Source organism: Paenibacillus sp. JSM ZJ436 (assembly GCF_044383795.1).
Lineage (GTDB): Bacteria > Bacillota > Bacilli > Paenibacillales > Paenibacillaceae > Paenibacillus_AQ > Paenibacillus_AQ algicola.
Window position 1 is genome coordinate 57,343 of sequence record NZ_JBISEO010000013.1, and the last position, 23,888, is coordinate 81,230.

A 23,888-nucleotide genomic window follows, 5' to 3' on the forward strand; every position below is an offset into this window, starting at 1 on the left:
GCTTGTAGATCCCCTGCCTGCTAGGCTGTCCACATGCCACACCGGGCATTCTCCGTCTTATACTGATATCTTGTCAGGAAATCGAGGTTATCTCCTCCAGGCAGCTGCAAGCTTACGCCTTGCTCTGCTCAATCCGCTCCGCCAGCTCATTAAGATACGTCCAACGCTCCATCAGCCGCTCCAGCTCCTGCTCATTGCCTTGCAGCTCCTTCATCAGCTCCTGCAGGCGAGCGGAATCGCTGGCTGAGGCCTCCATGTCCTGCTGGATCGAAACAGCCCGATTCTCCGCTGCTTCAATCTGTTCGTCAATCTGCTCGTACTCCTTCTGCTCACTATAGGTAAACTTTGGCTTCTCTTTTCTCGCTTCTTTCCGGTTATCGCTTACGGGAGCAGCGGGTGTACTCCCCGCCTTGTCCGAGGAACGACCTGATCCTGCTTCATCACCAGCACCGTGCTTGGCCAGCCATTCCGCGTATTCACTGTAGGAGCCGACATGAACACGAACCTGCCCCTCCCCTTCAAAGGCCATAATCTTGTCCACAGTTCGGTCAAGGAAGAAGCGGTCATGGGATACTACGATAACAACACCCGGAAATTCGTCCAGGTACTGCTCCAGCACCGACAGGGTCTGGATATCAAGGTCATTGGTCGGCTCGTCCAGCAGCAGCACGTTAGGTGCACCCATCAGCACTCTCAGCAAATACAGCCGTCTCTTCTCGCCGCCGGAGAGCTTGGCAATCGGCGTCCACTGCGCAGCCGGCGGAAACAAAAAGCGTTCCAGCATTTGGGCTGCAGTAATGCTGGAGCCATCAGCCGTGCGAACAACCTCTGCTTCGTCTTTAATATACTCGATCACCCGTTGATTAGGGTCCATATCCTGATGCTCCTGCGTGAAGTAACCCAGCTTCACCGTCTGGCCGATGATGACCTCCCCGGAATCAGGCTGCAGCTTGCCGGCAATCAGGTTCAGCAGGGTTGATTTCCCGCTTCCGTTCGGACCGACAATACCAATTCGGTCCTCCGGCACGGCAATATAGCTCATATCCGTGATCAGCGGCTTGCTGCCGGCTTTTTGGTGGAGATGATGAAGCTCGAGAATTTTGCGTCCCAGCCGGGTCGATGCCACAGAAACATCCATTTCATTGGTGCTGGACACCGGTTCCTGCTCCTTCAAGGCTTCAAAGCGCTCAATCCTCGCCTTCTGCTTCGTCGTTCTTGCTTTAGCACCACGGCGAATCCAGGCCAGCTCATTGCGGAACAGATTCTTCCGCTTCTGCTCTGCCGCGGCCTCTCTCTCCTCGCGATCAGCCTTCAGCTCCAGAAAACGGGAATAATTGGCCTCATAGCGGAACAATCGGCCGTGATCCAGCTCCAGCATGACATTTGCGACTCTATCGAGAAAGTAGCGGTCATGGGTAATCATCAGCAGCGCGCCGCGCCGCTTCTGCAAATACTGCTCCAGCCAGGCAACCGATTCATTATCAATATGGTTTGTAGGCTCATCCAGAATCAGCAGGTCTGAGGGCTGAATCAAGACGGCTGCGAGCGCGACCCTTTTACGCTGACCGCCGGACAAGGATTCCATGGGTGCATCATAGCTCGTAATCCCCAGTCTGGAGAGAACCGCCTTGGCATCACTTTCAAGCTGCCAGGCCTGAAGCTCATCCATTCGCTGATTCAGCTTCAGCAGCTGCTCCTGCAGCTCTGTATTGCCTGGCTGTAGCTCCAGCAGCTCCAGCAGCGAGGTGTAATCCCGGACCACCTTCATTTCTGGCAATTCACCGGAAAAAATATGCTGCAGCACGGTGTGGTGAGGATCAAAGGCCGGATTCTGGGCGAGATACTGGATGTGGACACGATTGCCGATCGAGATCTTGCCGGAATCCGGCGGCTCTAATCCTGCAATAACACGCAGAAATGTTGATTTACCGGTTCCGTTGACGCCAATGATGCCGATTTTGTCCTGGGCATCCATCCCGAAAGACGCATCCTGAAACAATATTTTATCTCCGTAGCTCTTGGTGAGCTGCTCGACTGTCATAATATTCATGATTTCATTCCCTACTTGTTCCCGTATTTTAGATCCCATTCATTGTAAGACCCCAGCATTAACTCATGAAGCTGAAGGGGTCCCTTCATTCTGCACGGGGAGCGCCGCCTATAGCTAAGCTACAGCATCGCTGCTATCAACCATCCCGTGATTCCGCCAATGCAGGAGCTGATCAGGTTCACGGCATCATTAGTCATCCACCGAAGTCCTTGTCCCTGCTTTGTCGGTCTGCCGCAATGCTGGCGCGCTTCTACACTTCTCCCGCAGACGGTACATTGCTGCATTCCCTGCAAAGAAGCTCCCAGCAAGGAATCACTGAACGCTCCCGCCAGTCCCCCGGCAAGCCCCGCCGCAGCACAGCTCCAGAAGGAAAGCTCAAGTCCGACAGGCACCCCCAGCAGCCAGGCACCCAGACCCAGGGTAAGCCCTCCCGCGGCCGCGGCCAAAGAGCCCAGCCAGGATACCCCTCCGGAGGCGCCCGGAACCAGCACACGGCCATTCAGAATGCTGCGCGGCGGTCTTCGGCTCAGGCTTCCCAGCTCTGTGGCCCAGGTATCTGCATTTACAGCAGCCATAACCCCGATAAATACAAAAATAAAAGCGTCATGAGCAGTCCAGGCATACAGCAGGCATAGCACCATGCCGGCGCCGCCGTTTGCGAGCACCTGTCCCGCATCTCTGCGCCCGTTCTTGGCATACGCTTCTTCCATGTCCTTCTTCTGCGGCTGCTTGTATTTGGATAAGGCCGTAGAGGTCACGAAAAAAAGAAGCAGAGTACCAAACCAAAACAGGTTCCCTGCTCCATAGTATACCGTCCCCATCACCATCGCTGCTGCCGCGCCTGATAAAGAAAGCGAGCGTTTATAATAAGCCGCGCCGGCTCCTGCAAAGGCCCCTATAGCACCGATCAGCCAATCCAATGACGATACCTCCGTTTCATCCTTTAACCGATCTCACAGGAGCCCAGAGACTGCTCTCCCCAGATCAGCTCGAATGTATCTCCTTGCTCTGCAGGCCCGACACCTTCTGGAGTGCCCGTAAATACAATATCGCCTTCAGACAAGCCGTAGTGCTGCCCAATATAATCAACAATCTGCTGCAATGAAAATATCATGTCTGAAGCCTGACCCCGCTGTACCTGAGTGCCGTTCTTCATCACTGTAAAGGGAGTTTGCTCCACCTCTTTATTTCCCGGGAAAGGAAGCCAGGCAGACAGCGGCGCAGAGTTCTTAAAGCCTTTTGCTGCCGTCCACGGGTGTCCCTTTGCCTTGATCACACTCTGAACGTCGCGCAGTGTAAAATCAATGCCAAGCGCCATATGATCAACAAGCTCATTCACAGACATGCCAGGTGTATAATCACGGGCAGCCCGGATGACAATCTCACCCTCAAAATGGACCGTACCCTGACCCTGCGGCAATGCCAAAGACTCACCATTCAAGGTTGCAACCGCGTGATTCGGCTTCAGAAAAATCATCGGCTCCTCCGGTACGGCATTCCCTAGCTCCTCCGCATGCAATTTATAATTTCTTCCTACACAATACACGTTATTGATGAAAGCTGTCATCGAAACCATCCTTTCCATTTATCCCAAAACGGAATGCGTGGCGCAAAGCCGTTAGAGAACAGCTGACCCCACATGTCCGGCCGGTTCGTGCATATCATAATCTCCGGATTCATTCTGGCCAAAGCAGCCATACTGCGCCGGTCATCTACCGTCCAGGCCATCGGCGTAATTCCATTCTTCAGCAGCTCTGAAGCAAAAGAAGCATCCAGGTGAGAGTAACCAATGGATAGAAACGAGCAGCCCAGCTTCTTGAGACGGGATAATAGGTCCCTTGGATGCGCATCAATGATCAGGCCTACCTTCACCTCCGGCTCCAGCTCTTTAGCCCGCAGCAGTGCCTTGGGCTCGAAGGAGGTAATGACGACCTCGGACAGCATTTGATGGGCCCGCACTCTTTCCAGCACCTTCTCCTCCAGTCCAGGGTACATATCACCACTGGTCTTCAGCTCGATATTCACCTTGAGACGGCCCTTGACCATTTGCAGCACCTCGTCCAGGGATGGTACCTGCTCGCCTTCAAACTGACTGCCCTTCCAGATCCCGGCATCCATCGTCCGGATTTCCCGCCAGGTCAAATCCTTGACCTTGCCTTTGCCCGTCGTCGTGCGATCGACGCTGAAGTCATGAATGACCACAGGAACCCCGTCCCGGGTCAGCTGTACGTCAATCTCCAGCCATTTTACGTAAGGCACAGACATGGCAAGTTTGAAGGCTGCCCGGGTGTTCTCCGGGGCCTTGCCTGAGAACCCTCTATGAGCCACGCAGAAATTATTCATGGCAGGACCTCCTGATGATTGGCATAGTAAACCAGCAGACCTGCAGCTACAGCAATAAGTCCAATGTTAACAACCGTCCAAAAACGGACATAGCGGGTTTGCTTCTCCTGATCCTTCGCTTTCTTTCTCTCTGTTCTTGACGGGTACATCTTGTCACCCCTTTTTCTCGATACTCTTCTTTGGCACGAGCTCAAACTTTTCATATTATATCAACAAATGGTGTAAAAGTAGAACCCCCCGGCTGGCCGGAGGGCTCGTTCATGCGTGCCGCTATCTATTTATTAACCTTGCTTCCACTTTGTAAGCACACAATCAGCCAAGGTTTCCATATACTTCGGATCACTGTTCAGTGAAGGTGTGCGCATCAAACGCATGTACATTTCTTTGGCAATGGCTTTGGCCTCAATGTCCAGGTCATACAGCACTTCCAGATGATCGGACACAAAGCCGATCGGCGCAACCAGCACATCCTCAACCTGCTCATGCTTCAGCTCCTGCAGTGTATCCAAAATATCCGGACCCAGCCAAGGCTCGTGTGTACGTCCGGCGCTCTGCCACGTAAACTGCCACTGACTGACGCCTGCTTTCTCAGCCACAGCCTTGGAGGTTTCCAGCAGCTGCTCCTGATAAGGATCTCCCATCGACAAAATACGCTCTGGCAGGCTGTGCGCACTGAAGAGAACCCTCACGTGATCGCGAAGCGCTCCCGCTTCCTGAAATTGATCCAGCACCGCTCCGACCCGCTCAGCCAGCGCCTCAAGAAGCAGCGGGTGAAGATGGTAGCTCTCCACAAACTGCATGTCAATGCCAGCTTCCTCCGCTTTTGCACGGGCTCTTTTAATATAAGTGCCTACACTCATTGTAGAAAAATGAGGGGCCAGCACAATGCCGATGGCTTTCTGTATGCCGTCTTGGACCATCTGATCGACGCCGTCCTCAATAAAAGGCGCTGCATGCTTCAAGCCCTGATAGCATACAAACTCCACTCCTGCCTCCTGGGCATGGCGGTTCAGCGTCTCCTGCAGACTGGAAACCTGACGGTCTGTATTCTCGCGCAGCGGGAAGACGCCGCCAACGATGGCTTCATAGCGGTCGGTCAGCTCCTTCAGCTGCTCCTCCGACGGCTTGTTTCCCCGGCGGATATGAGTATAGTACGCCTCCACATCCTCCAGACTCTGCGGGGTCCCATAAGACATCACCAATACACCGATTTTCATACTATTCACCTCTGCTTATTTGTTAACCTGCTTAAATACTTTTCAATGCTTCGCGGGAATACTCGTGGATATAATCCGTCAGCTCCCGCAGCTTATCGAGAGAAGCCTCCGGGAAAAGACCATGGCCGAGATTGAACACAAAGCCCGGCTCCTGTATGCCCTGATCGATAATCTCTTTGGCGTACTGCTGGATTACATCCATCGGAGCAGTCAACACGGTCGGGTCCAGGTTGCCCTGTACCGCAAACCCATGGTTCAGGCGACGGCGGCCTTCTTGAATCGAAACTCTCCAATCCAGACCGATCACGTCAGCCTGCAGGCCGTGCAGCGAAGGGAGCAGCTCCCCGGAACTGACACCCGGGAAATAAATCTTAGGCACATCCAGATCCTGCAGCTCCGCAAAAATGCGGGTAATGGTCGGCAGCACATACACTTCAAAATCCTTCGGAGAGAGGGCCCCCACCCAGCTGTCAAACAGCTGGAATGCCTTGCCGCCATTCTCGGTATGGGCTCGCAAATAAGCAATAACCATATCGCCCAGCTTGTCCATCAGCGAGAACCAGACCTTCGGCTCGCTATACATCATTTCCTTCGTCTTTATGTAGTTACGGGAAGGGCGTCCCTCAATCAGATAGCTCGCAATGGTAAAGGGCGCACCAGCGAACGTAATGAGCGGCACCTGCAGCTCGCGGTCCAGGATACGAATCGTCTCCAGGACATGTCCAAGATCCCCTTCTACGTCGATCGGGGTCAGGCGGGCCACGTCCGCTGCCGTGGAGATCGGATTCTCAATGACCGGACCGATGTTCTTCACAATATCAAAATCAATCCCAATGGAGGCAACCGGATTCATGATGTCCGAATAGAGTATAGCGGCATCCACACCCAGCTTCCGTACCGGCATCAATGTGACCTCAGCCGCCAGCTCGGGCTGTCTGCAAATCTCAAGCAGCGAGTATTTCTCCTTGATCTTGCGGTATTCCGGATCATAACGTCCTGCCTGCCGCATGTACCACACCGGAACCTGGTTCATTTCCTGCTTTCGGCAAGCTCGGATAAACTGATCATTGTAAGTCATGATTAGGCCTCCAAATTCTCAATAAGAAAAGTTTCCTGTATAAGCTATTATGCCCTTTTTAGAAGGTCGTAACAACTATCTGCCGCAGCCTTCACATGAAGATCAGATGACAATCCTGTGACACGTGCTGACGGCAGTGGAATCCGGAATGTGTTATACTGGAAGAACGGCATTTTTTTCGTATATATTTCACTACATCGCTAATCCTGAACGGACAGCCTAGAAAGGAAGTGAAGAGCACATTGAAATCGTGGAAGGTTAACCTCATTGTGCTTTGGTTCGGACAGTTTCTGGTTAATGCGGGAATGACGATGATTACCCCGTTCCTTACCCTGTACCTCGCTCAGGATCTTGGCATGACCAATGAGCGGGAGATCGGGATTTGGGCCGGTTTTATTTTTGCTGCGAACTTTTTGACGTCGTTTATTTTCCAGCCGATCTGGGGGAAAGCCGCAGACAAATACGGGAGAAAGCTGATGCTGCTCCGCTCGGGCTTCGGCATGGCGCTCGTGATTGCCTGCATGGGCTTTGCGACCCATCCTTGGCATTTGCTCGTGCTCCGTCTGCTGAACGGTACCATTTCCGGCTTCAATCCGGCAGCCATCTCGCTCGTCTCCGGCACCACGCCGAAGAGCCGGATGGGCTTTGCCATGGGGATCATGCAGTCAGGGCAGGTAGCGGGAACCATCCTCGGTCCTCTGATCGGCGGTCTGATGGCGGATTGGGTGGGCTTCCGGCCGATTTTCTTTATTACCGGGGCCCTGATCTTCTGCGCATCCCTGCTCGCCCTCTTCCTGGTGAGAGAGAAGTTTGACCGTGCGGAAGCCATGGCTGCCCCTCAGGCCTCGGTCCTAGCAGGCCTGAAGGAGCTGAGCCACACGCGGGAGCTGCCGTCACTATTCACCGTGACCTTTCTGCTGCAGTTCGCTATGCTCAGCCCCATGTCGCTGCTTCCGCTGTATGTCCAGCAGCTGCACGGCCAAACCGAAAATATTGCCATCTGGGCCGGCATGGTTATCGCGGTGACGGGGCTCTCTAATATGATCGCCTCTCCGCTGCTCGGACGCCTCAGCGACCGCATCGGAGCCCATCGCGTGCTCACCTTCGCCCTCATCGGCGCCGGCTTAACATTAATTCCGCAGGCGTTCGTGACGGATGTATGGCAGCTGGTCGCCGTCCGCTTCATGATGGGCATCTTCCTGGGCGGGCTGCTGCCTAGCGTGAATGCACTCATCCGCTCCTACACCCCCGACGGCATGGAAAGCCGGGCGTTCGGATTTAACACCAGCGCGCTGGCGCTAGGCAATATGCTGGGTGCGATTGCGGGCGGCTTTATGGCCGGATTGATCGGCATTGAGGGCTTGTTCATCGTATCGGGCAGCCTGCTGCTGATCAATATGATTTGGGTACGCCTCCGGCTGTATTCCGGCAGCGGTAAGGTGAAGCCTCAATAAAGAAAGGCCCTGCACGAGAACGTGCGGGGCCCTTTTCTTTACTCATGACTGGCAGCCTGAATTTCTAAGGCTGGCCGCTTGTCCTGGATAACCTATGTCTCGTTCACCCTGGCCAGCACGAGTCCATCATATGAGGGCAGCATCGTGCTGGTCAGCCGCGGATCGCTGGCCATCCTTTCGTTAAATTGGCGCACGGCCTGCACCGACGGACCATTCTTCTCCAGGTCCAGGGTGCGTCCCCGCAAAAAGCAGTTATCTCCTGCAATCAGGGCACCCGGATTCGCGAGCTCCAGTGCATATTCCAGATACAAGGGGTAGTTGCCTTTATCTGCGTCAATAAAGAAGAAATCGAACCTGCGCCCTTCTTCCTTCAGCTGAGACAGGCTGTCTGCCGCAAGACCTGTACGGAACTGAAACATGCCGCCGAAGCCCGCTTGAGTCAGCCGTGAAGACGCCTGTGCAGCGAATTCCTCATTCAGCTCCAATGAGGTCAGGCGGCCGCCTGACCCTAGTCCCCGGCAAAGACAGATCCCGCTGTATCCGCCGAAGGCACCGATTTCCAGCACTTCTCGCGCGCCGGAAGCCTGAACCAGCAGGGTCAGCAGCCTTCCGTATGCAGGAGCTACAGAAATATCCTTCATGCCGGCCTCTGCAATGCTGTCCCGAACAGACCGAAGCTCCTCATCCTCGGTAAACAGCTGATTGACGTACTCTTCCTGAGATCTCACAATAAGTCCCTCCACCTTCTGCAGCAGCTAGCCAATGCCGATGCTGCAGTTCATGCACATAATGATATGATAATTGTCTTGCCTTGTACAATCGCCTATACTATTGCCATACTAAAAAAATAAATTCGGCTGCACCAAGCACCACAGCCGGCGGCGCGTGACGCCGAACTATACCGCATATGGAGTTGAATGTGTTCATGCCTCAATTGCAATTAATCGCTACCGCGCCCATGGGCCTGGAGGCCATTGTAGCCCGGGAGCTGAAAGACCTTGGATATACCGATATGGAGGTAGAGAACGGCAGAGTCGTTTTCGCCGGTGATCTGATTGATATATGCCGCTGCAATTACTGGCTCCGGACCTCGGACCGGATTCTTGTAAAGATGGGAGAGTTTCAGGCCACGACCTTTGATGAGCTGTTTGAAGGCACCAAGGCGCTGCCTTGGGAAGAATGGATTCCGGCAGACGGAGAGTTCCCTGTAGAAGGGCGTTCGCATAAATCCCAGCTTAGCAGCGTCCCGGCTTGCCAGGGCATCGTCAAGAAAGCGATCGTAGAGAAGCTGAAGCTGTCCCACCACACTGAATGGTTCCCGGAGGACGGCCCGCTTTACCGTATCGAGGTATCGCTCTTGAAGGACCGCGCACTTCTGACCCTGGATACAACCGGACCCGCCCTTCATAAACGCGGCTACCGCAAGCTCGTAACTGAAGCACCGCTGAAGGAGACGATGGCTTCCGCGCTGATCCAGCTTAGCCGCTGGGGTCCGCATCGCCCTCTCTATGATCCTTGCTGCGGATCAGGAACGATCCTGATCGAAGCAGCCATGATGGCCTGGAACATCGCACCCGGCCTGCGCCGCAGCTTCCCATCCGAGCAGTGGGACAAGATTGGCAGCCGGAACTGGGAAGAAGCGCGTGAGGAAGCCTTTGATGCCGTGACAGATGACATTCCACTGCAATTAGGCGGCAGTGACATTGATCCGAAAGCTATTGAGGTCGCTAAGGCCGCTGCCAAAAGCGCAGGCCTCGCGAAGGAAATCAAGCTGGATGTGCTGCCGGCCTCCAAGGCTCTGCCTCAGGGTGATTTCGGCTGCATCATTACGAACCCTCCTTATGGCGAGCGCCTGAGCGAGAAGGAGGAGGTCGAACGCCTGCTTAGACAGTTTGGCAACCTGCTGCAGCAGCTGCCGACATGGTCATTTTTTGCACTGAGCCCAGCCAAGCAGTTCGAGCATTATTTGGGCCGCAAGGCCGACAAACGGCGCAAGCTGTTCAATGGACGCATCGAGTGTCAGTATTATCAATTCCTGGGTCCGCTGCCGCCGCGTCCGCGTCAGGAGTCTTAACAGAAGTCAAAGCAGCATGAAAAGCAAGATAAGGGGCCGCCTCTTTATGAGGCGGCCCCTTATTGGCATTGGCTAAGCTTACTTCCTTGAGGACAGCTTGGACAGCCGGGCTTTCTCTTCGCCCAGCAGCTCCTCTGCCAGCTCCACCATCCCCGGATTCGCATGGCTATGAGCCTGGCGTACCGCCTGCTCTGTATGAGCAAGTGAATTCTCAGCCTGCTGCACCAGTGCTTCTGTCGGATGCGACAGGGCGGAGGAAACGGAGCGGTGAAGCTTCTCTACCGAGTCCAGCGCACTGTTTGCCGGGTTGTTGGCGTGAAGGCTGGAGTCATGGCTGTTAGTCATAATACCGTCTCCCTTCAGAATCTGGAATAGCCTGCTGCCTATTTAGCATGGATATCAAGACGCAGAACTATGCAGGAGCGATAAAATGAACATGCTGTCCCCGATCGACACCAGACTCAGGAAGACTGCTTGATAAACGGCTTCGCTTTCGCCAGCACCTCATCCTCCGTGGGAGCGCTGATATACCGGCCGTTCACATACACAAAAGCGCGCTTCTTGCACGGTCCGCAGTAGGATTTGCAGCCGACCTTGATGTCCGCATCAGGGGCAAGCTTTTTCAATTTTGGAATAATCGTCTTGAGTGAGGTGCCTTTGCATTTCTCGCACACTCTAATATCGTTAGGCATGTTGTTCATATCCTTTACAATCAGTTCAGTATGCAGCAATTTCAATATTTAATTGTATGCCCCGCCGCGCATTTTGACAAGCTGTGCTTTCTTAACGAACCCGGCGCTGCTGTGGATCTGAACTGTGGTTCAGCTGTGGATACTTGCGATCCACTCTTCCGACAAACCAGTTTGCGAGCAGCATCGTAACGCCAATATCATCAATCGGTATAAACGGCAGCAGATCGGGAAGCACCCAATACAGGGCAGCCGGTATCACAAAGAGCAGCTTGTCCTTTAAGGCGACCTGCGGAGAAACCAGATATTCCATAATCCGCTTCAAAACATGCGACCAGCGGCGCAGCGACAGAAGCTTTCTCCATTTCATCTCGTTCTCCTCCTTTAATTCTATGTTACCCGATATTGCGTCTTATGAAGAACAAGACCGCGCTGCCAGATCTGAGGGCCCGGTTGAGAACACATCTCCCTGATCGTTACGTATGGCAGCAGCGGTCCGTTTCACATTCAGCTCAGGCTAATGACATAAATGCAGCCATAACGGCCGTCGTTTCAAAGGCAAGGTCCTCGAAATCCTCCAGCGGAAGCGGATTGATTCCTCTTCCCAGCTCGACGGTGAAGCCCGGCTTGCGGTAATGCTGAATAAACCAATCCTTGTAGCCGGCATCGCTGCCCGACAGCTTCACAGCCCGATAGCCGGCTGCCTGAGCCAGCCTGTTGGCCCATTGCTCACTGTATTCCGGCTCACAGCTTCGATAATTCCAGTAAATCTCCTGACCCTGGCTGTGCCAGGAAATGACTCTTTCCGGCTGAATGCTCAAGGTATGCTCATAAAGACCCCGCGCCTCCGGCTCACTCAGCGGTGCAGGCCCCGGATAATCCTGCGGTGCAGGGCCTGATTTCCCCCGCCGCTCGACCTCCTGCTCCCAATGAGCCGGGAACTGATCACCCAGATCAACGCCGCGGATATTCGCTTTCCATTTACGGAAATTTTCGCGCCTGCCGTTCCACTCCAGCAGCTGACCGGCTGCAGACCCCAGGCCGCTAACACCCTGCTGCACGAGCTCTACGCCATCGGGATTGACCATCGGCACGAGCCAGAGCGTATATTGCCTGAACCACTCTGTTACATCATGGCCCAGCAAGCTGCTGCCGCGGGTCCAAGCGGAGGCATACTGCTCTGCAAACCGGAGCAGGCAGGGCGCTGTGATCCATTCATTTCCGTGCAGTGCCCCATGTACATGCAGCGCACGATTGCCGCTTCCCAGCCGGAGTGCTTGAATAGGCGTTCCCAGCACACTCGCACCAATCTGCTCAACCGTCATACATGAATAACGAGAAGTCAGCCTGAGCAGATCCTCGGCGCACTCGCGAGGACCATACTCTCCCTGCAGCTGTACAAGCGGTCCACCCGAGACCGGGGGCAGGGCGATCGTCTTCCCGGGCGTAAAGCGATATAACGAAAGACCGGGATTAATGGCCTCCAAATCACAAACCTCACATTGAAAAGCAGCCGCTACACTCTCGGGCGTATCGCCATCCATCACCATATATCTCTTTCGAAATGAAGATGGCAAAAACATAATTTGTCCCGGCTTGATGTACGGCTGACGGGAAATCCACGGATTCGCGGTCATCAGCTGCTCTTTGGCGAGCTCATACCGGGCAGCGATTCTGAGCACGGTATCTCCGGGTTTTACAACATACTGGCGCATTGAAATGCTCCTTCCAAGCGGCCGTCACAGCCGCAATGTAGTCATGCATCCTCTGCTCCAAGTGTATGCCGGTACGGTTGTACCACATGTGTCCACCTAACAGTCCTAGTCCCCGGAACAGCAAAAAAAGCCGGCTTCAGGAGCCGGCCCTTTCGGAATCAATAACAGCATATTATAGCTTCGTAATCTGCCAAACGACCGGCGTCCGCCGGATATGCTCTCCGAGCCATTCGGCAGCAATGCTCTGAAACATCTCTGCATCCCCTGTACAAAAGAACTGATGCACCGGCGTTTCCTCACTGCTCGCCAGCTGACCCTTATCATAAAGGATCGTGCTGATTTCCCTCGCCGTTTCATCCGCTGAGCTGATCAGCTTGACGCCATCGCCCATCACCTGCTGAATGGTGTCTATCAGAAATGGATAATGAGTACAGCCCAGAATGAGGCAGTCCATTTCATCAGGGTGAAGAGTGCTTAACGCTTCACGCACCACCTGCAGCGATCCCTCCGCTCGAAACAGCCCCTGCTCCACAAGCGGGACCAGGGTTGGACAAGCCTGACTCTGAACCTGCACGTAGGGCGAAAGCTGCTTCAGTGCAGCCGTGTACGCTCCGCTGCCGATCGTTCCGGCTGTACCAATGACACCGACATGTCCTGTCTTGGTCGCACTGATGGCGGCCCGGGCGCCAGGATGAATGACCCCGATCACGGGAATCTGCACTTTTGCGGAAATGTAATCCAGGGCTGCTGCTGTCGCTGTATTACAGGCGATAACGATCATTTTAGGATCATATTGAAGCAGGTAATCTACGATCTGCTCCGTGAATTGACGGACTTCTTCCGGGGTACGGGGTCCGTAGGGTGCGCGGGCGGTATCGCCGAAATAGATGACCTTCTCCCGGGGGAGCTGTCTCATCACTTCCTTGGCAACGGTCAGACCGCCGACACCCGAATCTAGTATTGCAATGGCTTGCTGCACGAACACACCGCTTCCTTCTTTAGCAATTGATAATTTCATATACTTACAGTGATACCATATGTCGTTTCTGTCCGAAACGTACCTAAATCTTACCCCATTTCCTGCCTGCCTTCAACTTTCCGCTAGCTGTGGCTGCAGTCATTCCGGAGAGCACTAGCGTTAACATAATCGCTAATTTTGTCTTATCTTCTGCCTCGCTTTTGGCATATACTTAAACTACAGCCCTGAACACTGAAACAAGAGAGACAGGTGATGCATAGATGTCAGTCACAACGAGCTTGCTGCACGAGGCCGAGCGCTTTATCAGGACAAGCTATGCCGAGCTCGGCAAAGCTCCTGCAGAGGCAGAAACCCGAATCCGCGCGATCGAGCTGGAAATCCGGCAGAGCGGTACATATACACATACCGAGGAAGAATTAACGCATGGTGCCAAGCTGGCCTGGCGTAACAGCAACCGCTGCATTGGCAGGCTGTTCTGGGACAGCCTCCGCGTCAGGGACGCCCGGGCTGCCTCTACGCCGGCCCAGGCGGCAGTGCACTTGGTGGATCATATTTACACCGCCACCAATGGCGGCAAAATTATCCCGACTATTACGATCTTTGCTCCGGTAACGGACGAAGATAAAAGCCTCCGCATCTGGAACCATCAACTGATCCGGTATGCCGGCTACGAGCAAGACGGCAGGATGGCCGGTGACCCGGCCTCCCTGGACTTCACGTCCCAGTGCCGCGCACTGGGGTGGAGAGGACAGGGCAGTGACTACGATGTCCTTCCTCTGGTCATTCAGAAGGGGAATGCCGTCCCGGAATGGTTTCCTCTCCCTCCTGATGCTGTGCTGGAGGTGGAGCTTGACCATCCCGAGGTGCCGGACTTTCAGCGCCTGGGACTGAAATGGTATGCTGTGCCTATCATCTCCGATATGAGCTTAGAGATTGGCGGCATTCGCTATCCGTCAGCACCTTTTAACGGCTGGTACATGGGCACCGAGATCGGGTCGAGAAACCTGGCCGACACATTCCGGTACAATAAGCTGCCCGCCGTCGCCGCCCATCTGGGTCTGGATACGTCCAGAGACAGCTCCCTGTGGATCGACCGGGCGCTGCTGGAGCTCAATACAGCCGTGTTGTACTCGTTCAAGCGTAGCGGTGTCAGCATTGTAGATCATCACACTGCCGCTTCACAGTTCCGGCGCTTCGAGGAACGGGAGCAGGATGCGGGAAGATCCGTGACCGGAGATTGGACCTGGCTGATCCCTCCCATGTCTCCTGCATCCACTCACATCTTCCACGCTGCTTATGAGAATGAGCTGAAATCTCCGATGTTCCGTTATCAGGAAAGGCCTTATTAGAACAAGACAACAAACGCCCTGCTCGGTTTTGGCTATTCAAGCCAAGCCCAAGCAGGGCGTTTATGCTATAAGACGCTACGACCATGGTTTAACGGTGCTGCTGTTCTTTTTGAAGCTCTTCATCCTCTTCCTGTTCCCGAAAAGAGGAAATCCGGGCTTCTGCACCGTCAGCCAGCCAGGATTGCTGCTTCTGGCTCCAGTCCTGCAGCTCGGAGATCATCCCCTGAGCCCGGTCTGTCATCACGCCAATCCAGGAAATGCCCTGTTCGCCCAGCTTTTCAGCGGTTTCCTGCACTTTATCTCCAGCAAGGCGCGCGCCGTCGGCAAGGCTCTCTCTAAGCTCCCGGCCGGATTTCGGTGTCAGCAGCAGGGCTGTTACAGACCCGGCAATGCTTCCGATAAGTGCTCCCCACAGCAAACCTTTGCTTTTTTCGTTCATTGTGCATCTCTCCTTTAATCTTTACTCAGCCTGCCCGCCGCCGGTCCGGGGAGACCGTCGATGCCATGCATGCCAGAACGAAACCCCGATGTCCAGCCAGCGAAACAGCTCTCCGAGCTGCTTCTCATTGTCCAGTCGAGCCTGCTCCAAGTGCTGAGCGGCAGACTGGGCAGCCTTCTGGCTGACTCTGGACACACCAATCACCGCTTCTGAAGCGGAATGGACCGCACCTTTCACCTGGACAACCATGGATTCTGCTGCAGCCAGCTGCCGCTCTACGTGCCCCAGCGAACGAGATGCCTGTTCCATAACCTGTGACGTCTGCTCTGATAGCGCTGCGTACTGCTCTTCCATGGTTCTTAGCACAGCTTCCGCTCGAAGCAGCATGTTCCGGATCAGAAACCCTATGGTAATCGACGCTGCGGCAATGATCCAGATCCCTGCTGCCGCGGCCACAATGCCCCACTCCTGCATACCTGCCTCTCCCCTTCCTTCCGGCTGACCGGGCGAATGCCTAGTCGCATGCTGCATTATAAGCAGCCAGGGCCTGGCCTGACACTGTTTGCACGAAAAAAAGCCCTCTACACGATTCATCGTGTAAAAGGCTCTATGACGCTTCCTGTGGACGCTACAGCTCCCGCTCTAAATATCCCCTGACTTCAGATGCAAAGGTCTCCAGCAGGCCGGGCAGACTCTCTGTCAATGGGTGCAGCGCAAAGCGGTCCCAGTCGTAATACTCCTGAACCAGCGGCCGGCGCAGCCGGACAAGCTCGATGAAGGCATCATAGACGGGCTTGGACATGACCTTCTCTTCGTGGATGATATCCATAATGTCCTCATAGCTGCTGGCATCGCGCATAATAAAGCCGTCAATCAGATAGCTGCCGACATCGGTAACGACCTCGATCGCCAAATGGAGCGCACGCTCCTGAATAAACCCGCAGGCCACTGTCGGCTTCCAGGCAGCAGCAGCCTCCCTCATACCTTCTGCAATATGAGGTATCGCATTCAGACGACGTTCAATTTGATCCTGGTTTACGTAATACAAGCCATCACCGCCTAAACTTCGAAATCGACAGCGAGGGTATGATCCTTCACTTCGTTAATATATTGAATCACTTCCTGATGAGCGGGGTGCACCTGATACGCCTGAAGCTCCTCCAGGGAATCCACTTCCACGATCAAGGCCAGGTCGTAAGAGCGCTCCGAGCGCACAACGTCTGCCCCTGCCTCCAGCGAGCGGAGCTGGGGAATTTGTCCGTCCATATTTTTGAGCACCTGGACTGTGCGCTCAATGTTCTCTGCAGTCGGTTCTTTCAGTTTAAAAAATACGATGTGTTTAATCAAAAGTCATTCCTCCGTCACAGGATGATAGGTACTCTTTCTGTTCTATCATACCCTGCCCGGCTCAAAAAAGAAATGAACGGCTTGTGCCGTCTAGACACGCTTTACAGGTGTAAACCGAACACTGCACCGCCTTTTTAAAGACCATACAGTATAACTTCACAGCAAGCTGGAAACAAATGATAGAAACAGCCTATTGAAAGTTGGTTGTCGAATAATGTAGTATTGTGGTAAAAAAAGTCGGAGGAATTATGCCTACACAACCACAGCAAGAAAAACACTCCATCGAGGCGTGGTCCCTGATCAACCGTAAATACCTGGGTAAAGGCGTGCGCGTGAAGCGATTCCGCAGACCTACCCGGTGTCAGATCCGAAACCGTGTCCTGCTTGCCATCCTGATGGCCAATGATATCAAGCTCTCCCAGCTGGCAGAGGAGCTCGGCGTTTCTTCACGCAGCGTCAGTGCCTGGGTCTATGAGGGGCGTGTGCCCGGCAAAACCAATCTGGAGAAGGCCTGCAGCTATCTCGGTTATCCCCGTCATATTTTGTTTCGCGAAGAATTACTGGAGAAGTCACCCTTGATCTGTCAGCCGGAGCCTTCGCGCTTCATGAAACGGACGTTGACCCGTTCACCCGTCAGCAATCGGATTTTGACTGGCCTGTGCATGGTGCATGACCTCTCGGTCAGTGATGTCAGCCGCTGGATCGGCGTACATCCCGGCACATTCCGTAAATGGCTGCATCAGGGAACCCTGCCTTCTCCAGCGTTTCAAGAGAAAGCAGAAGCCTTTTTTCGCATCCCGCGCTCGGTACTGTTTGCTGACTGCGCACTTCAAGGAGATCTTCGAACCAAAGCTCAGCCGTAACGGCAAAAACAGGGACCATTCTTTAAGATCCTGGATCTTAGAATGGTCCCTGTTTTTGCAGGGAATACCATCTCCATAACCTTGGATAAACGGAGGGATAAGATGGATAAGGATATTGGCACGGCGCTGGGACTACTGGGAGGCACGACGCTTGGAAGCGGGATCGGCTTTCTAATGGGCTGGCATTCCTATGATCTGATATGGAGTGTGATTTTGGGAGGCTTGCTTGGCATGCTGAGCGGCCTGGTGACGGCTATACGCTGGCGTGCTGGCAGCAAGACTTCTCCGTGAACTGCAGAACGCCGCAGGTGGATTTCTCCCTGCGGCGTCTTTTTTGTTACAATGTGTACAGAATGCACAAAACAGGAGGTGGAGCAGGATTGAATATGAATCAAAACCCGGCCGGAGATACATTTGCCACTGAGAGTATTCTGGTCTGTGTCAGCTACGGGCCGAGCTCAGAGCGTCTGATCCGCCGCGGAGCCAAGCTCGCGCAGGCCTTTCAGGCGCCACTGACGATCTTGACGGTAGGTGTCCAGGATGAAGATACGTATCACGAAGAAAGAGATCGGAACATGGCCTTGTGGACCTCGCTCGCACAGCAGCTGCAAGCGGAGTTTCTGATTTCCAAGCGTCCCTCACGGGATGCCGCAGAGGTGATCATTGAGACGGCGAGAGAAAGAAAGATTACCCAGATTGTCCTGGGTCAGTCTGTCCGTACGAAATGGGAGGAATTAACGGAGGACTCGATCATGAACGAGATTCTCCGCAGCATTGAGCTGGTGGATATTCATGTTGTCTCGGTCAAGCGACAGGTGGAGCAGCATCATGAGGATGATTATGAGCCGGGCACAAAGGCGTATCTCGTTCGGGATGGCGATAGCTATGTGCTGCAATTTGAGACGAGTGCAGCGGATGCAATTGAAGGAACCTTTTATCAGAGCGTGTACACGGACTTCAATAACGGCATTTTCAAGACGACTCGGGGTCAAGAGGTCATTAAATATCATATTTTCGACGGTGCAGTAACAACATAAACTGTGGATTATGCAATCAGGCCGCTAGCCGCGGCCTGATTGCACGCACTGCATCCACTCTAACCCTGAATATTAAGAAAAGAGCTGATCCCAAAGGGATCAGCTTTTATTCATAGGATGCGGTCGAGAGGACTCGAACCTCCACGGGGGTTAGCCCACACGGACCTGAACCGTGCGCGTCTGCCAATTCCGCCACGACCGCAAGCATATATCTTCGAAGCCTCGAAGATGTCTAGTGAATTCTCGGTTGTCTTGTTCTTGCCGAACCAGTTCCGTTTCAATCACCGTAATTAAGAGTATACTCTCGCTTCAGCAAGATTGCAAGCACTTTTTCAAAAAACTTTAAAGACCCTTCACGGCCCTGCCCGGTTACGATAGCTGCGCGGCGAAACGCCGGTCATTTTCTTGAAGACCCGGGAGAAATAGAAGGTATCTTTATATCCTAACACTTCCCCAGTCTCCTTCACAGTCAGCTCGGTATTCAGTAAAATGCTGCGTGCTTCCGAAATCCGGAGGCGGTGCAGAAATTCGTTCAGCGGATAGCCCGTATACTCCTGTACGATTCTTCGAAGCGTGGATACTGAAATATGATGCCTTGACGCCATCTCTGCCGCTTCCTGCCTTACATGGAGAGATTGTGAGATGTCTTGAATAACCTTGAGCGCAAAGCTTTCCCGGGTACTGTCCTCTCCACCGTCGGAATGACAGGCTAAATCATACAAAAAGCTTTCCAGCATAAGCACTGCGCGGTCCATATTGCTTGGCGCTCCGCTGTCCATCAGCTTGAAGATCAGCTCCATCCGGTGCATTAAAGAATCATCAAATACAGTGGCCTTGACCTTCCCGGGGTCCTGCAGCCACTGCTCCAGCCATTCTGTAATGCGGGAGCCTTCTACCGTGAAGTAATATTCATCCCAATCTCCGCCCTCCCAAGGCCCGTAATTGAATACTGCGCCAGGGTACAGACAGAACCAGCTTCCCGCTTCAATCGCCTGCTGCTCCCCCTCATCGACCTGATAAAAGCCGGAGCCGCCGGTAATCATGACAAATGCCCAATACGAGAATTGCGCGTTCAGGCGCTGGGGCCTTCTCTTTGGAAGATGTCCGGCGTTCACCAGGGTCAGAGACTTGATCTTCTGCTTGCTCGCATCCAGCTTGGGGTTAAACAGCCGAATAGGATGTGAACTGATCATATAATCCATGGTTATTGTCATTCTGCACATTCTCCCCCTCATACAAACGTGCTAACTTATAAGTGCTTGAATAAATATAACATATTTGATTGCGCCCCTCTATACGGGTGCCCCAAGAGCAAGCATGAAATATGGAAAGGATGTTAGGTTATTATGAGCACCTTGAACATCGGTTTGATCGGAAGCGGATCCATCTCTGAATCGCATTTAAAGGCTTACAGTGCCAACCCGAAGGTCAGGCTTGCCGCCGTATGCGACCTGAATGAACCCAGAGCGCGTGAAAAGGCAGAGAAATATGACATCCCGAACGTGTATAGTAATTATAAAGAACTGCTCGCAAATTCCGAGGTAGATGCCGTCAGTATTTGTACCTGGAACAATTCACATGCAGAGATTAGTATTGCCGCCCTTCAAGCGGGCAAGCATGTGCTATGTGAGAAGCCGCTGTGCAAGACGGTCGAGGAAGCGCTGCAGGTGCAGGAGGCGGTACGAGAATCCGGCAAAACGCTGCAGGTCGGCTATGTTCGCCGCCATGCCTCCAGCATTCATGTCCTGAAGAAATTTATTGATGAAGACGAGCTTGGAGAAATTTATTTTGCCAAAGCGAGCCTGATTCGCCGCCTCGGCAACCCCGGCGGCTGGTTCGCCGATCAGGAGCGCTCCGGCGGAGGGCCTTTGATTGATATCGGCGTTCACGTTATCGACCTGTGCTGGTATTTGATGGGCAAGCCAAAGGTGAAATCGGTCAGCGGCAACACGTATAACCGCCTTGGCAACCGGTCTCATATTCAGAACCTGGATTTTTACAAAGCCGCTGATTATGACGCCGCCTTAAACAACGTAGAGGATATGGCGAATGCCCTTATCCGTTTTGAGAACGGGGCCTCTTTGCTGGTCGATGTCAGCTTTACCCTGCACGCGCGGGATAACTCTGCGCAGATCAATATTTATGGAGACAAGGGCGGCGCCGAGATTGAGCCGAAGCTCTCTATTGTAACGGAGCGTCACAATACGATTATTAATGTAGAGCCGCAGCTTACACATCCGGGCTTCGAATTTCAAGGAGCATTTGACCAGGAAATTTCCCATTTTGTCGATAGCTGTCTCGGCCTGATTCAAACCAATAGTCCGGTAGAGGACGGCGTGGAAATGATCAAGATCCTGAATGCCGTGTATCAATCGGCTGCCGAGGGCCGTGAAATTCATTTTTAATATGATGTTTAACCACTTTATAAGATAAGGAGTGTGACTTGGATGCTGCTAAATAATAAAATCGGAGTCATTGTAGACAGCTTTGGAGTCGGGGTGCGCGAGGGACTTGTTAAGGCCAAGCAGGCTGGCGCTGACGGCGTGCAGATCTATGCCGTTTCGGGCGAGATGGATCCTGCCAACCTGAGTCCTGCGAAACGCCGCGAGCTGCGCGAATACATTGACGGGCTTGGCCTTGAAATTTCTGCACTCTGCGGCGATCTCGCCGGGCATGGCTTTCAGGATGCTGCAGCCAATCCGGAGAAGATCGAGAAATCGAAGCGGATTCTGGATCTGGCCGTGGAGCTGGGCACAAACGTCGTCACCACACATATTGGCATCGTGCCGGAGGATCAGAACGACCGGATCTATGATGCTATGCAGCGGTCCTGTGATGAGCTTGGCATCTACGCCAAGAGCATGAATGCCTACTTTGCGATTGAGACTGGGCCGGAGCCCGCAGCGCATCTGAAAAGCTTCCTCGATCATCTCACTACGAACGGCGTCTCGGTTAATTTCGATCCGGCCAATATGGTCATGGTTACCGGTGACGATCCTGTGGAAGGTGTGAAGCTGCTGAAGGACTATGTCGTGCATACGCATGTCAAGGACGGTGTGCGGCTGCGTCACATGGACCCCCGCGATGTCTACGGCTTCCTGGGCTACAATGCTATGGACCACGGAAAAATCGCGGATATGGCTGTCTCCGGGGCCTCATTTAAGGAGCTCCCGCTAGGGGAAGGCAAGGTGGACTTCAAGGCTTACTTCGCTGCGCTTGATGAGATTGGCTATAAAGGCTATCTGACCATTGAACGGGAAGTCGGCGACAATCCGGAGATGGATATCCAAAAGGCCGTAGCCTTTATTAAATCCTTCAAGAACTAACCCTTAAATGGCAGAGAGGAGAATACCGCATGAAGCTGGGAGTTAGCTCGTACAGCCTGTTTCAGGCCATGAATGCCGGACATATGAATATTCTGGAGGCGATAGACTGGGTAGCCGAGAATGGCGGAGAGCATATTGAGATCGTACCGGGACTCGGCTTCAGCTTTGAGGAGCAGCCGGAGCTCGAGGAGCAGCTAATCAGCAAGGCGAAGTCTGCAGGTATTGAAATTTCGAACTATGCGATCGGCGCTAATTTCTTGACCGATACGGAAGATCAATATGAAGCAGAAATTGCCCGGGTCATCTCCGAGGTGGATCGCGTTCACCGCCTGGGAGCAAAGCTGATGCGCCATGACGTGGCTTCCCGTCAGGACACATCAATAAGGAATTTTAATCAGGACCTGGAGCGGATCGCTGCAGCCTGTCAACGGATTGCAGACCATGCCAGAGAATACGGTATTACGACCAGCCTGGAGAACCACGGCTATTACGTCCAGGCCAGCGACCGCGTGCAAAGTGTGATCCATGCCGTAAATCGGGACAATTTCAAGACCACGCTGGATGTCGGCAATTTTGTCTGTGTGGATGAAGATCCACTGACTGCCGTGAACAACAATCTGCCCTATGCTTCTATGGTGCATATAAAGGATTTCTACGTCCGTCCTGCTCACCGCAATCCCGGAGAAGGCTGGTTCAAGAGCGCAGGCGGCCGCTATCTCCGCGGTGCCATCGCCGGTCAGGGGGATCTGGATATGGTTGAAATCATTCGCAGCATTAAATCTTCCGGCTACGATGGCTTCTTGTCCATTGAATACGAAGGCATGGAGGAGTGCACCAAAGGCACCCGAATTGCCCTTCACAACGTCAAGCGGATTTGGAGCGAGGTCTAGTGTACTGGAAACAGCCGTTCAGGGGATATCCCTTGAACGGCTGTTGTTGTTAGATCTCAAGCCTTTACTTCCAAGCAGCCGGGTGGTCTTCCTTCACCATGCCTATCTCCACGGCTCTCGCGTTCGACTCCACCTGCTCAATGCTCTTACATCCCGGTATTACGCAGCTGACTGCGGAGTGCTGCAAACACCATGCCAGAGCCCATTCTGCCATCCCCACGCCATCCGGCACTTCAGAGCGCTGGATCTGCTCCACGAGACGCAGCTTCTTATCCATCTCTTCCCGTTCATGATTCTTGCGCACATTGTCTGTAAAGACCGCTCCCGGCTTGTATTTGCCGCTTAAATATCCGCTCGCCAGCGGAACCCTTGCCAGTACACCCAGGTCTTGCCGCTGACAGGATGGGAACACTTCCTGCTCCGGCGCTTGATCAATGCGATTATAAATCACTTGAATAGCTTTCGCGTTCACATCGGTAGCCTTATCCGTCTGGTACACATTTTGGTTGCTGCCGATCGAAATGCCCAAATTGCGAATGCTCCCGGCTTGAACCTGCTTATCCAGCATCGTCCACAGGTCATCATGATTAAATACCTCATCCGAACCGGAATGGAATTGGTACAAATCAATGTAGTCCGTGTTCAACGCTCGCAAGGATTCCTCAAGCTGGGTACGGATCTCATCCACACTCCATGCGTTTTCCCAGTGGTCATGCCACTGATGACCGAATTTGGAAGCAATAACCCAATCCTCCCGGCGGTCTCGCTTCAAAAAATCACCGATGAACTTTTCTGAAATATGATGCGGACCGTAGCACTCCGCCGTGTCAATCAGATTGATTCCCAGGTCCTTCGCACAGCCCAGAATGCCATCCACATCCTTTTGGCTGAAATCTTTTCCCCAATCGCCGCCAAACTGCCAGGTGCCTACGCCCACGACGGATACTTTAAGCTCTGTACGCCCTAATCTTCTGTATTTCATCCTGAGCCTCTCACTCCTTATGAGGATAGTTGCCATACTGTTAACGCTTTCTATCC

Annotated in this window: 28 protein-coding genes and 1 tRNA gene; 9 read left to right on the plus strand and 20 right to left on the minus strand. The window is 53.5% G+C overall.

Translation table 11 applies throughout. From position 1 onward, the window contains the following. Window positions 1-112: 112 nt before the first annotated feature. From ACH6EH_RS15630 to hemE, 7 genes are all read right to left on the minus strand, one after another. Window positions 113-2,050: an ABC-F family ATP-binding cassette domain-containing protein gene (locus ACH6EH_RS15630; RefSeq protein WP_397332999.1), complete on the minus strand. Its 1,938-nt coding sequence runs from the start codon at window positions 2,048-2,050 to the stop codon at window positions 113-115. 119 nt (window positions 2,051-2,169) lie between these two features. After that, window positions 2,170-2,970 (minus strand): DUF92 domain-containing protein, encoded by an 801-nt coding sequence (locus ACH6EH_RS15635; RefSeq protein ID WP_397333001.1) that lies wholly within the window; start codon window positions 2,968-2,970, stop codon window positions 2,170-2,172. 23 nt (window positions 2,971-2,993) lie between these two features. Beyond that, the gene (locus tag ACH6EH_RS15640; RefSeq protein WP_397333002.1) at window positions 2,994-3,617 is read right to left on the minus strand and encodes a fumarylacetoacetate hydrolase family protein; all 624 of its coding nucleotides are present in this window, start codon (window positions 3,615-3,617) and stop codon (window positions 2,994-2,996) included. Beyond that, the gene (locus ACH6EH_RS15645) at window positions 3,614-4,393 is read right to left on the minus strand and encodes a glycerophosphodiester phosphodiesterase (protein ID WP_138226364.1); all 780 of its coding nucleotides are present in this window, start codon (window positions 4,391-4,393) and stop codon (window positions 3,614-3,616) included. The genes ACH6EH_RS15640 and ACH6EH_RS15645 overlap by 4 nt, the downstream gene beginning before the upstream one ends. Continuing rightward, complete coding sequence (locus tag ACH6EH_RS15650; RefSeq protein ID WP_175415303.1) at window positions 4,390-4,542, minus strand: hypothetical protein; 153 nt, start codon at window positions 4,540-4,542, stop codon at window positions 4,390-4,392. The genes ACH6EH_RS15645 and ACH6EH_RS15650 overlap by 4 nt, the downstream gene beginning before the upstream one ends. A gap of 132 nt (window positions 4,543-4,674) precedes the next feature. Next, window positions 4,675-5,610, minus strand: coding sequence for a ferrochelatase (hemH, locus tag ACH6EH_RS15655; RefSeq protein ID WP_397333003.1), 936 nt, complete (start codon window positions 5,608-5,610; stop codon window positions 4,675-4,677). Window positions 5,611-5,641: 31 nt separating this feature from the next. Then, window positions 5,642-6,688 (minus strand): uroporphyrinogen decarboxylase, encoded by a 1,047-nt coding sequence (gene hemE / locus ACH6EH_RS15660; protein WP_138226366.1) that lies wholly within the window; start codon window positions 6,686-6,688, stop codon window positions 5,642-5,644. Window positions 6,689-6,930: 242 nt separating this feature from the next. Here hemE and ACH6EH_RS15665 point away from each other — a divergent pair, with 242 nt between their 5' ends. Continuing rightward, window positions 6,931-8,142 (plus strand): MFS transporter, encoded by a 1,212-nt coding sequence (locus tag ACH6EH_RS15665; RefSeq protein ID WP_397333004.1) that lies wholly within the window; start codon window positions 6,931-6,933, stop codon window positions 8,140-8,142. 92 nt (window positions 8,143-8,234) lie between these two features. On the opposite strand, the gene ACH6EH_RS15670 is transcribed toward ACH6EH_RS15665, so the two are convergent. Then, window positions 8,235-8,873, minus strand: coding sequence for an O-methyltransferase (locus tag ACH6EH_RS15670; protein ID WP_397333028.1), 639 nt, complete (start codon window positions 8,871-8,873; stop codon window positions 8,235-8,237). A gap of 194 nt (window positions 8,874-9,067) precedes the next feature. Between ACH6EH_RS15670 and ACH6EH_RS15675 the strand changes: the two genes are divergently transcribed. Continuing rightward, on the plus strand, window positions 9,068-10,216 hold the full coding sequence (locus ACH6EH_RS15675; protein WP_138226368.1) for a THUMP domain-containing class I SAM-dependent RNA methyltransferase: 1,149 nt from the start codon (window positions 9,068-9,070) through the stop codon (window positions 10,214-10,216). Window positions 10,217-10,294: 78 nt separating this feature from the next. Here the strand turns inward: ACH6EH_RS15675 and ACH6EH_RS15680 are convergent, their stop codons facing one another. The 5 genes from ACH6EH_RS15680 to racE form a co-directional block, all read right to left on the minus strand. Then, entirely contained in the window at window positions 10,295-10,561 is a 267-nt protein-coding gene (locus tag ACH6EH_RS15680; protein WP_138226369.1) for a hypothetical protein, read from the minus strand. A gap of 116 nt (window positions 10,562-10,677) precedes the next feature. Further along, on the minus strand, window positions 10,678-10,908 hold the full coding sequence (locus ACH6EH_RS15685; RefSeq protein WP_138226370.1) for a YuzB family protein: 231 nt from the start codon (window positions 10,906-10,908) through the stop codon (window positions 10,678-10,680). A 91-nt stretch (window positions 10,909-10,999) separates the two neighbouring features. After that, the gene (locus ACH6EH_RS15690) at window positions 11,000-11,275 is read right to left on the minus strand and encodes a hypothetical protein (RefSeq protein WP_138226371.1); all 276 of its coding nucleotides are present in this window, start codon (window positions 11,273-11,275) and stop codon (window positions 11,000-11,002) included. A 142-nt stretch (window positions 11,276-11,417) separates the two neighbouring features. Next, window positions 11,418-12,620: a M14 family zinc carboxypeptidase gene (locus ACH6EH_RS15695; RefSeq protein ID WP_397333005.1), complete on the minus strand. Its 1,203-nt coding sequence runs from the start codon at window positions 12,618-12,620 to the stop codon at window positions 11,418-11,420. Between the two features lie 172 nt (window positions 12,621-12,792). Then, window positions 12,793-13,599, minus strand: a complete 807-nt coding sequence (racE, locus tag ACH6EH_RS15700; protein WP_138227814.1) for a glutamate racemase — start codon at window positions 13,597-13,599, stop codon at window positions 12,793-12,795. Between the two features lie 260 nt (window positions 13,600-13,859). On the opposite strand from racE, the gene ACH6EH_RS15705 reads away from it, so the two are divergent. Further along, entirely contained in the window at window positions 13,860-14,948 is a 1,089-nt protein-coding gene (locus tag ACH6EH_RS15705; protein WP_397333006.1) for a nitric oxide synthase oxygenase, read from the plus strand. 88 nt (window positions 14,949-15,036) lie between these two features. On the opposite strand, the gene ACH6EH_RS15710 is transcribed toward ACH6EH_RS15705, so the two are convergent. The 4 genes from ACH6EH_RS15710 to ACH6EH_RS15725 form a co-directional block, all read right to left on the minus strand. Next, a complete protein-coding gene (locus tag ACH6EH_RS15710; RefSeq protein ID WP_397333007.1) occupies window positions 15,037-15,387 on the minus strand; it encodes a YtxH domain-containing protein in 351 nt (116 codons plus the stop codon). Between the two features lie 21 nt (window positions 15,388-15,408). Next, the gene (locus ACH6EH_RS15715) at window positions 15,409-15,918 is read right to left on the minus strand and encodes a DUF948 domain-containing protein (RefSeq protein WP_397333008.1); all 510 of its coding nucleotides are present in this window, start codon (window positions 15,916-15,918) and stop codon (window positions 15,409-15,411) included. Window positions 15,919-16,015: 97 nt separating this feature from the next. Then, entirely contained in the window at window positions 16,016-16,435 is a 420-nt protein-coding gene (locus ACH6EH_RS15720; protein ID WP_138226376.1) for a DUF86 domain-containing protein, read from the minus strand. 11 nt (window positions 16,436-16,446) lie between these two features. Further along, window positions 16,447-16,734 (minus strand): Dabb family protein, encoded by a 288-nt coding sequence (locus ACH6EH_RS15725; RefSeq protein ID WP_138226377.1) that lies wholly within the window; start codon window positions 16,732-16,734, stop codon window positions 16,447-16,449. A 248-nt stretch (window positions 16,735-16,982) separates the two neighbouring features. Here ACH6EH_RS15725 and ACH6EH_RS15730 point away from each other — a divergent pair, with 248 nt between their 5' ends. From ACH6EH_RS15730 to ACH6EH_RS15740, 3 genes are all read left to right on the plus strand, one after another. Beyond that, on the plus strand, window positions 16,983-17,597 hold the full coding sequence (locus tag ACH6EH_RS15730) for a helix-turn-helix domain-containing protein (protein ID WP_138226378.1): 615 nt from the start codon (window positions 16,983-16,985) through the stop codon (window positions 17,595-17,597). A 102-nt stretch (window positions 17,598-17,699) separates the two neighbouring features. Further along, on the plus strand, window positions 17,700-17,888 hold the full coding sequence (locus tag ACH6EH_RS15735; protein WP_138226379.1) for a hypothetical protein: 189 nt from the start codon (window positions 17,700-17,702) through the stop codon (window positions 17,886-17,888). A 95-nt stretch (window positions 17,889-17,983) separates the two neighbouring features. After that, the gene (locus ACH6EH_RS15740) at window positions 17,984-18,634 is read left to right on the plus strand and encodes a universal stress protein (protein ID WP_397333029.1); all 651 of its coding nucleotides are present in this window, start codon (window positions 17,984-17,986) and stop codon (window positions 18,632-18,634) included. Between the two features lie 118 nt (window positions 18,635-18,752). On the opposite strand, the gene ACH6EH_RS15745 is transcribed toward ACH6EH_RS15740, so the two are convergent. Both ACH6EH_RS15745 and ACH6EH_RS15750 read right to left on the minus strand, forming a co-directional pair. Further along, window positions 18,753-18,836, minus strand: a tRNA-Leu gene (locus ACH6EH_RS15745). A gap of 151 nt (window positions 18,837-18,987) precedes the next feature. Next, the gene (locus ACH6EH_RS15750; protein ID WP_397333009.1) at window positions 18,988-19,848 is read right to left on the minus strand and encodes an AraC family transcriptional regulator; all 861 of its coding nucleotides are present in this window, start codon (window positions 19,846-19,848) and stop codon (window positions 18,988-18,990) included. A 132-nt stretch (window positions 19,849-19,980) separates the two neighbouring features. Between ACH6EH_RS15750 and ACH6EH_RS15755 the strand changes: the two genes are divergently transcribed. From ACH6EH_RS15755 to ACH6EH_RS15765, 3 genes are read left to right on the plus strand one after another with little or no spacing between them, the layout of a single operon-like run. Next, on the plus strand, window positions 19,981-21,039 hold the full coding sequence (locus tag ACH6EH_RS15755; RefSeq protein ID WP_397333010.1) for a Gfo/Idh/MocA family protein: 1,059 nt from the start codon (window positions 19,981-19,983) through the stop codon (window positions 21,037-21,039). A 42-nt stretch (window positions 21,040-21,081) separates the two neighbouring features. Continuing rightward, window positions 21,082-21,960 carry a sugar phosphate isomerase/epimerase family protein gene (locus ACH6EH_RS15760; protein ID WP_397333011.1) on the plus strand — a complete coding sequence of 293 codons (879 nt, stop codon included), beginning with the start codon at window positions 21,082-21,084 and terminating at the stop codon, window positions 21,958-21,960. A 29-nt stretch (window positions 21,961-21,989) separates the two neighbouring features. Continuing rightward, entirely contained in the window at window positions 21,990-22,850 is an 861-nt protein-coding gene (locus ACH6EH_RS15765) for a sugar phosphate isomerase/epimerase family protein (RefSeq protein ID WP_397333012.1), read from the plus strand. A gap of 64 nt (window positions 22,851-22,914) precedes the next feature. On the opposite strand, the gene ACH6EH_RS15770 is transcribed toward ACH6EH_RS15765, so the two are convergent. Continuing rightward, window positions 22,915-23,832 (minus strand): aldo/keto reductase, encoded by a 918-nt coding sequence (locus ACH6EH_RS15770; RefSeq protein ID WP_397333013.1) that lies wholly within the window; start codon window positions 23,830-23,832, stop codon window positions 22,915-22,917. Between the last annotated feature and the right edge of the window lie 56 nt (window positions 23,833-23,888).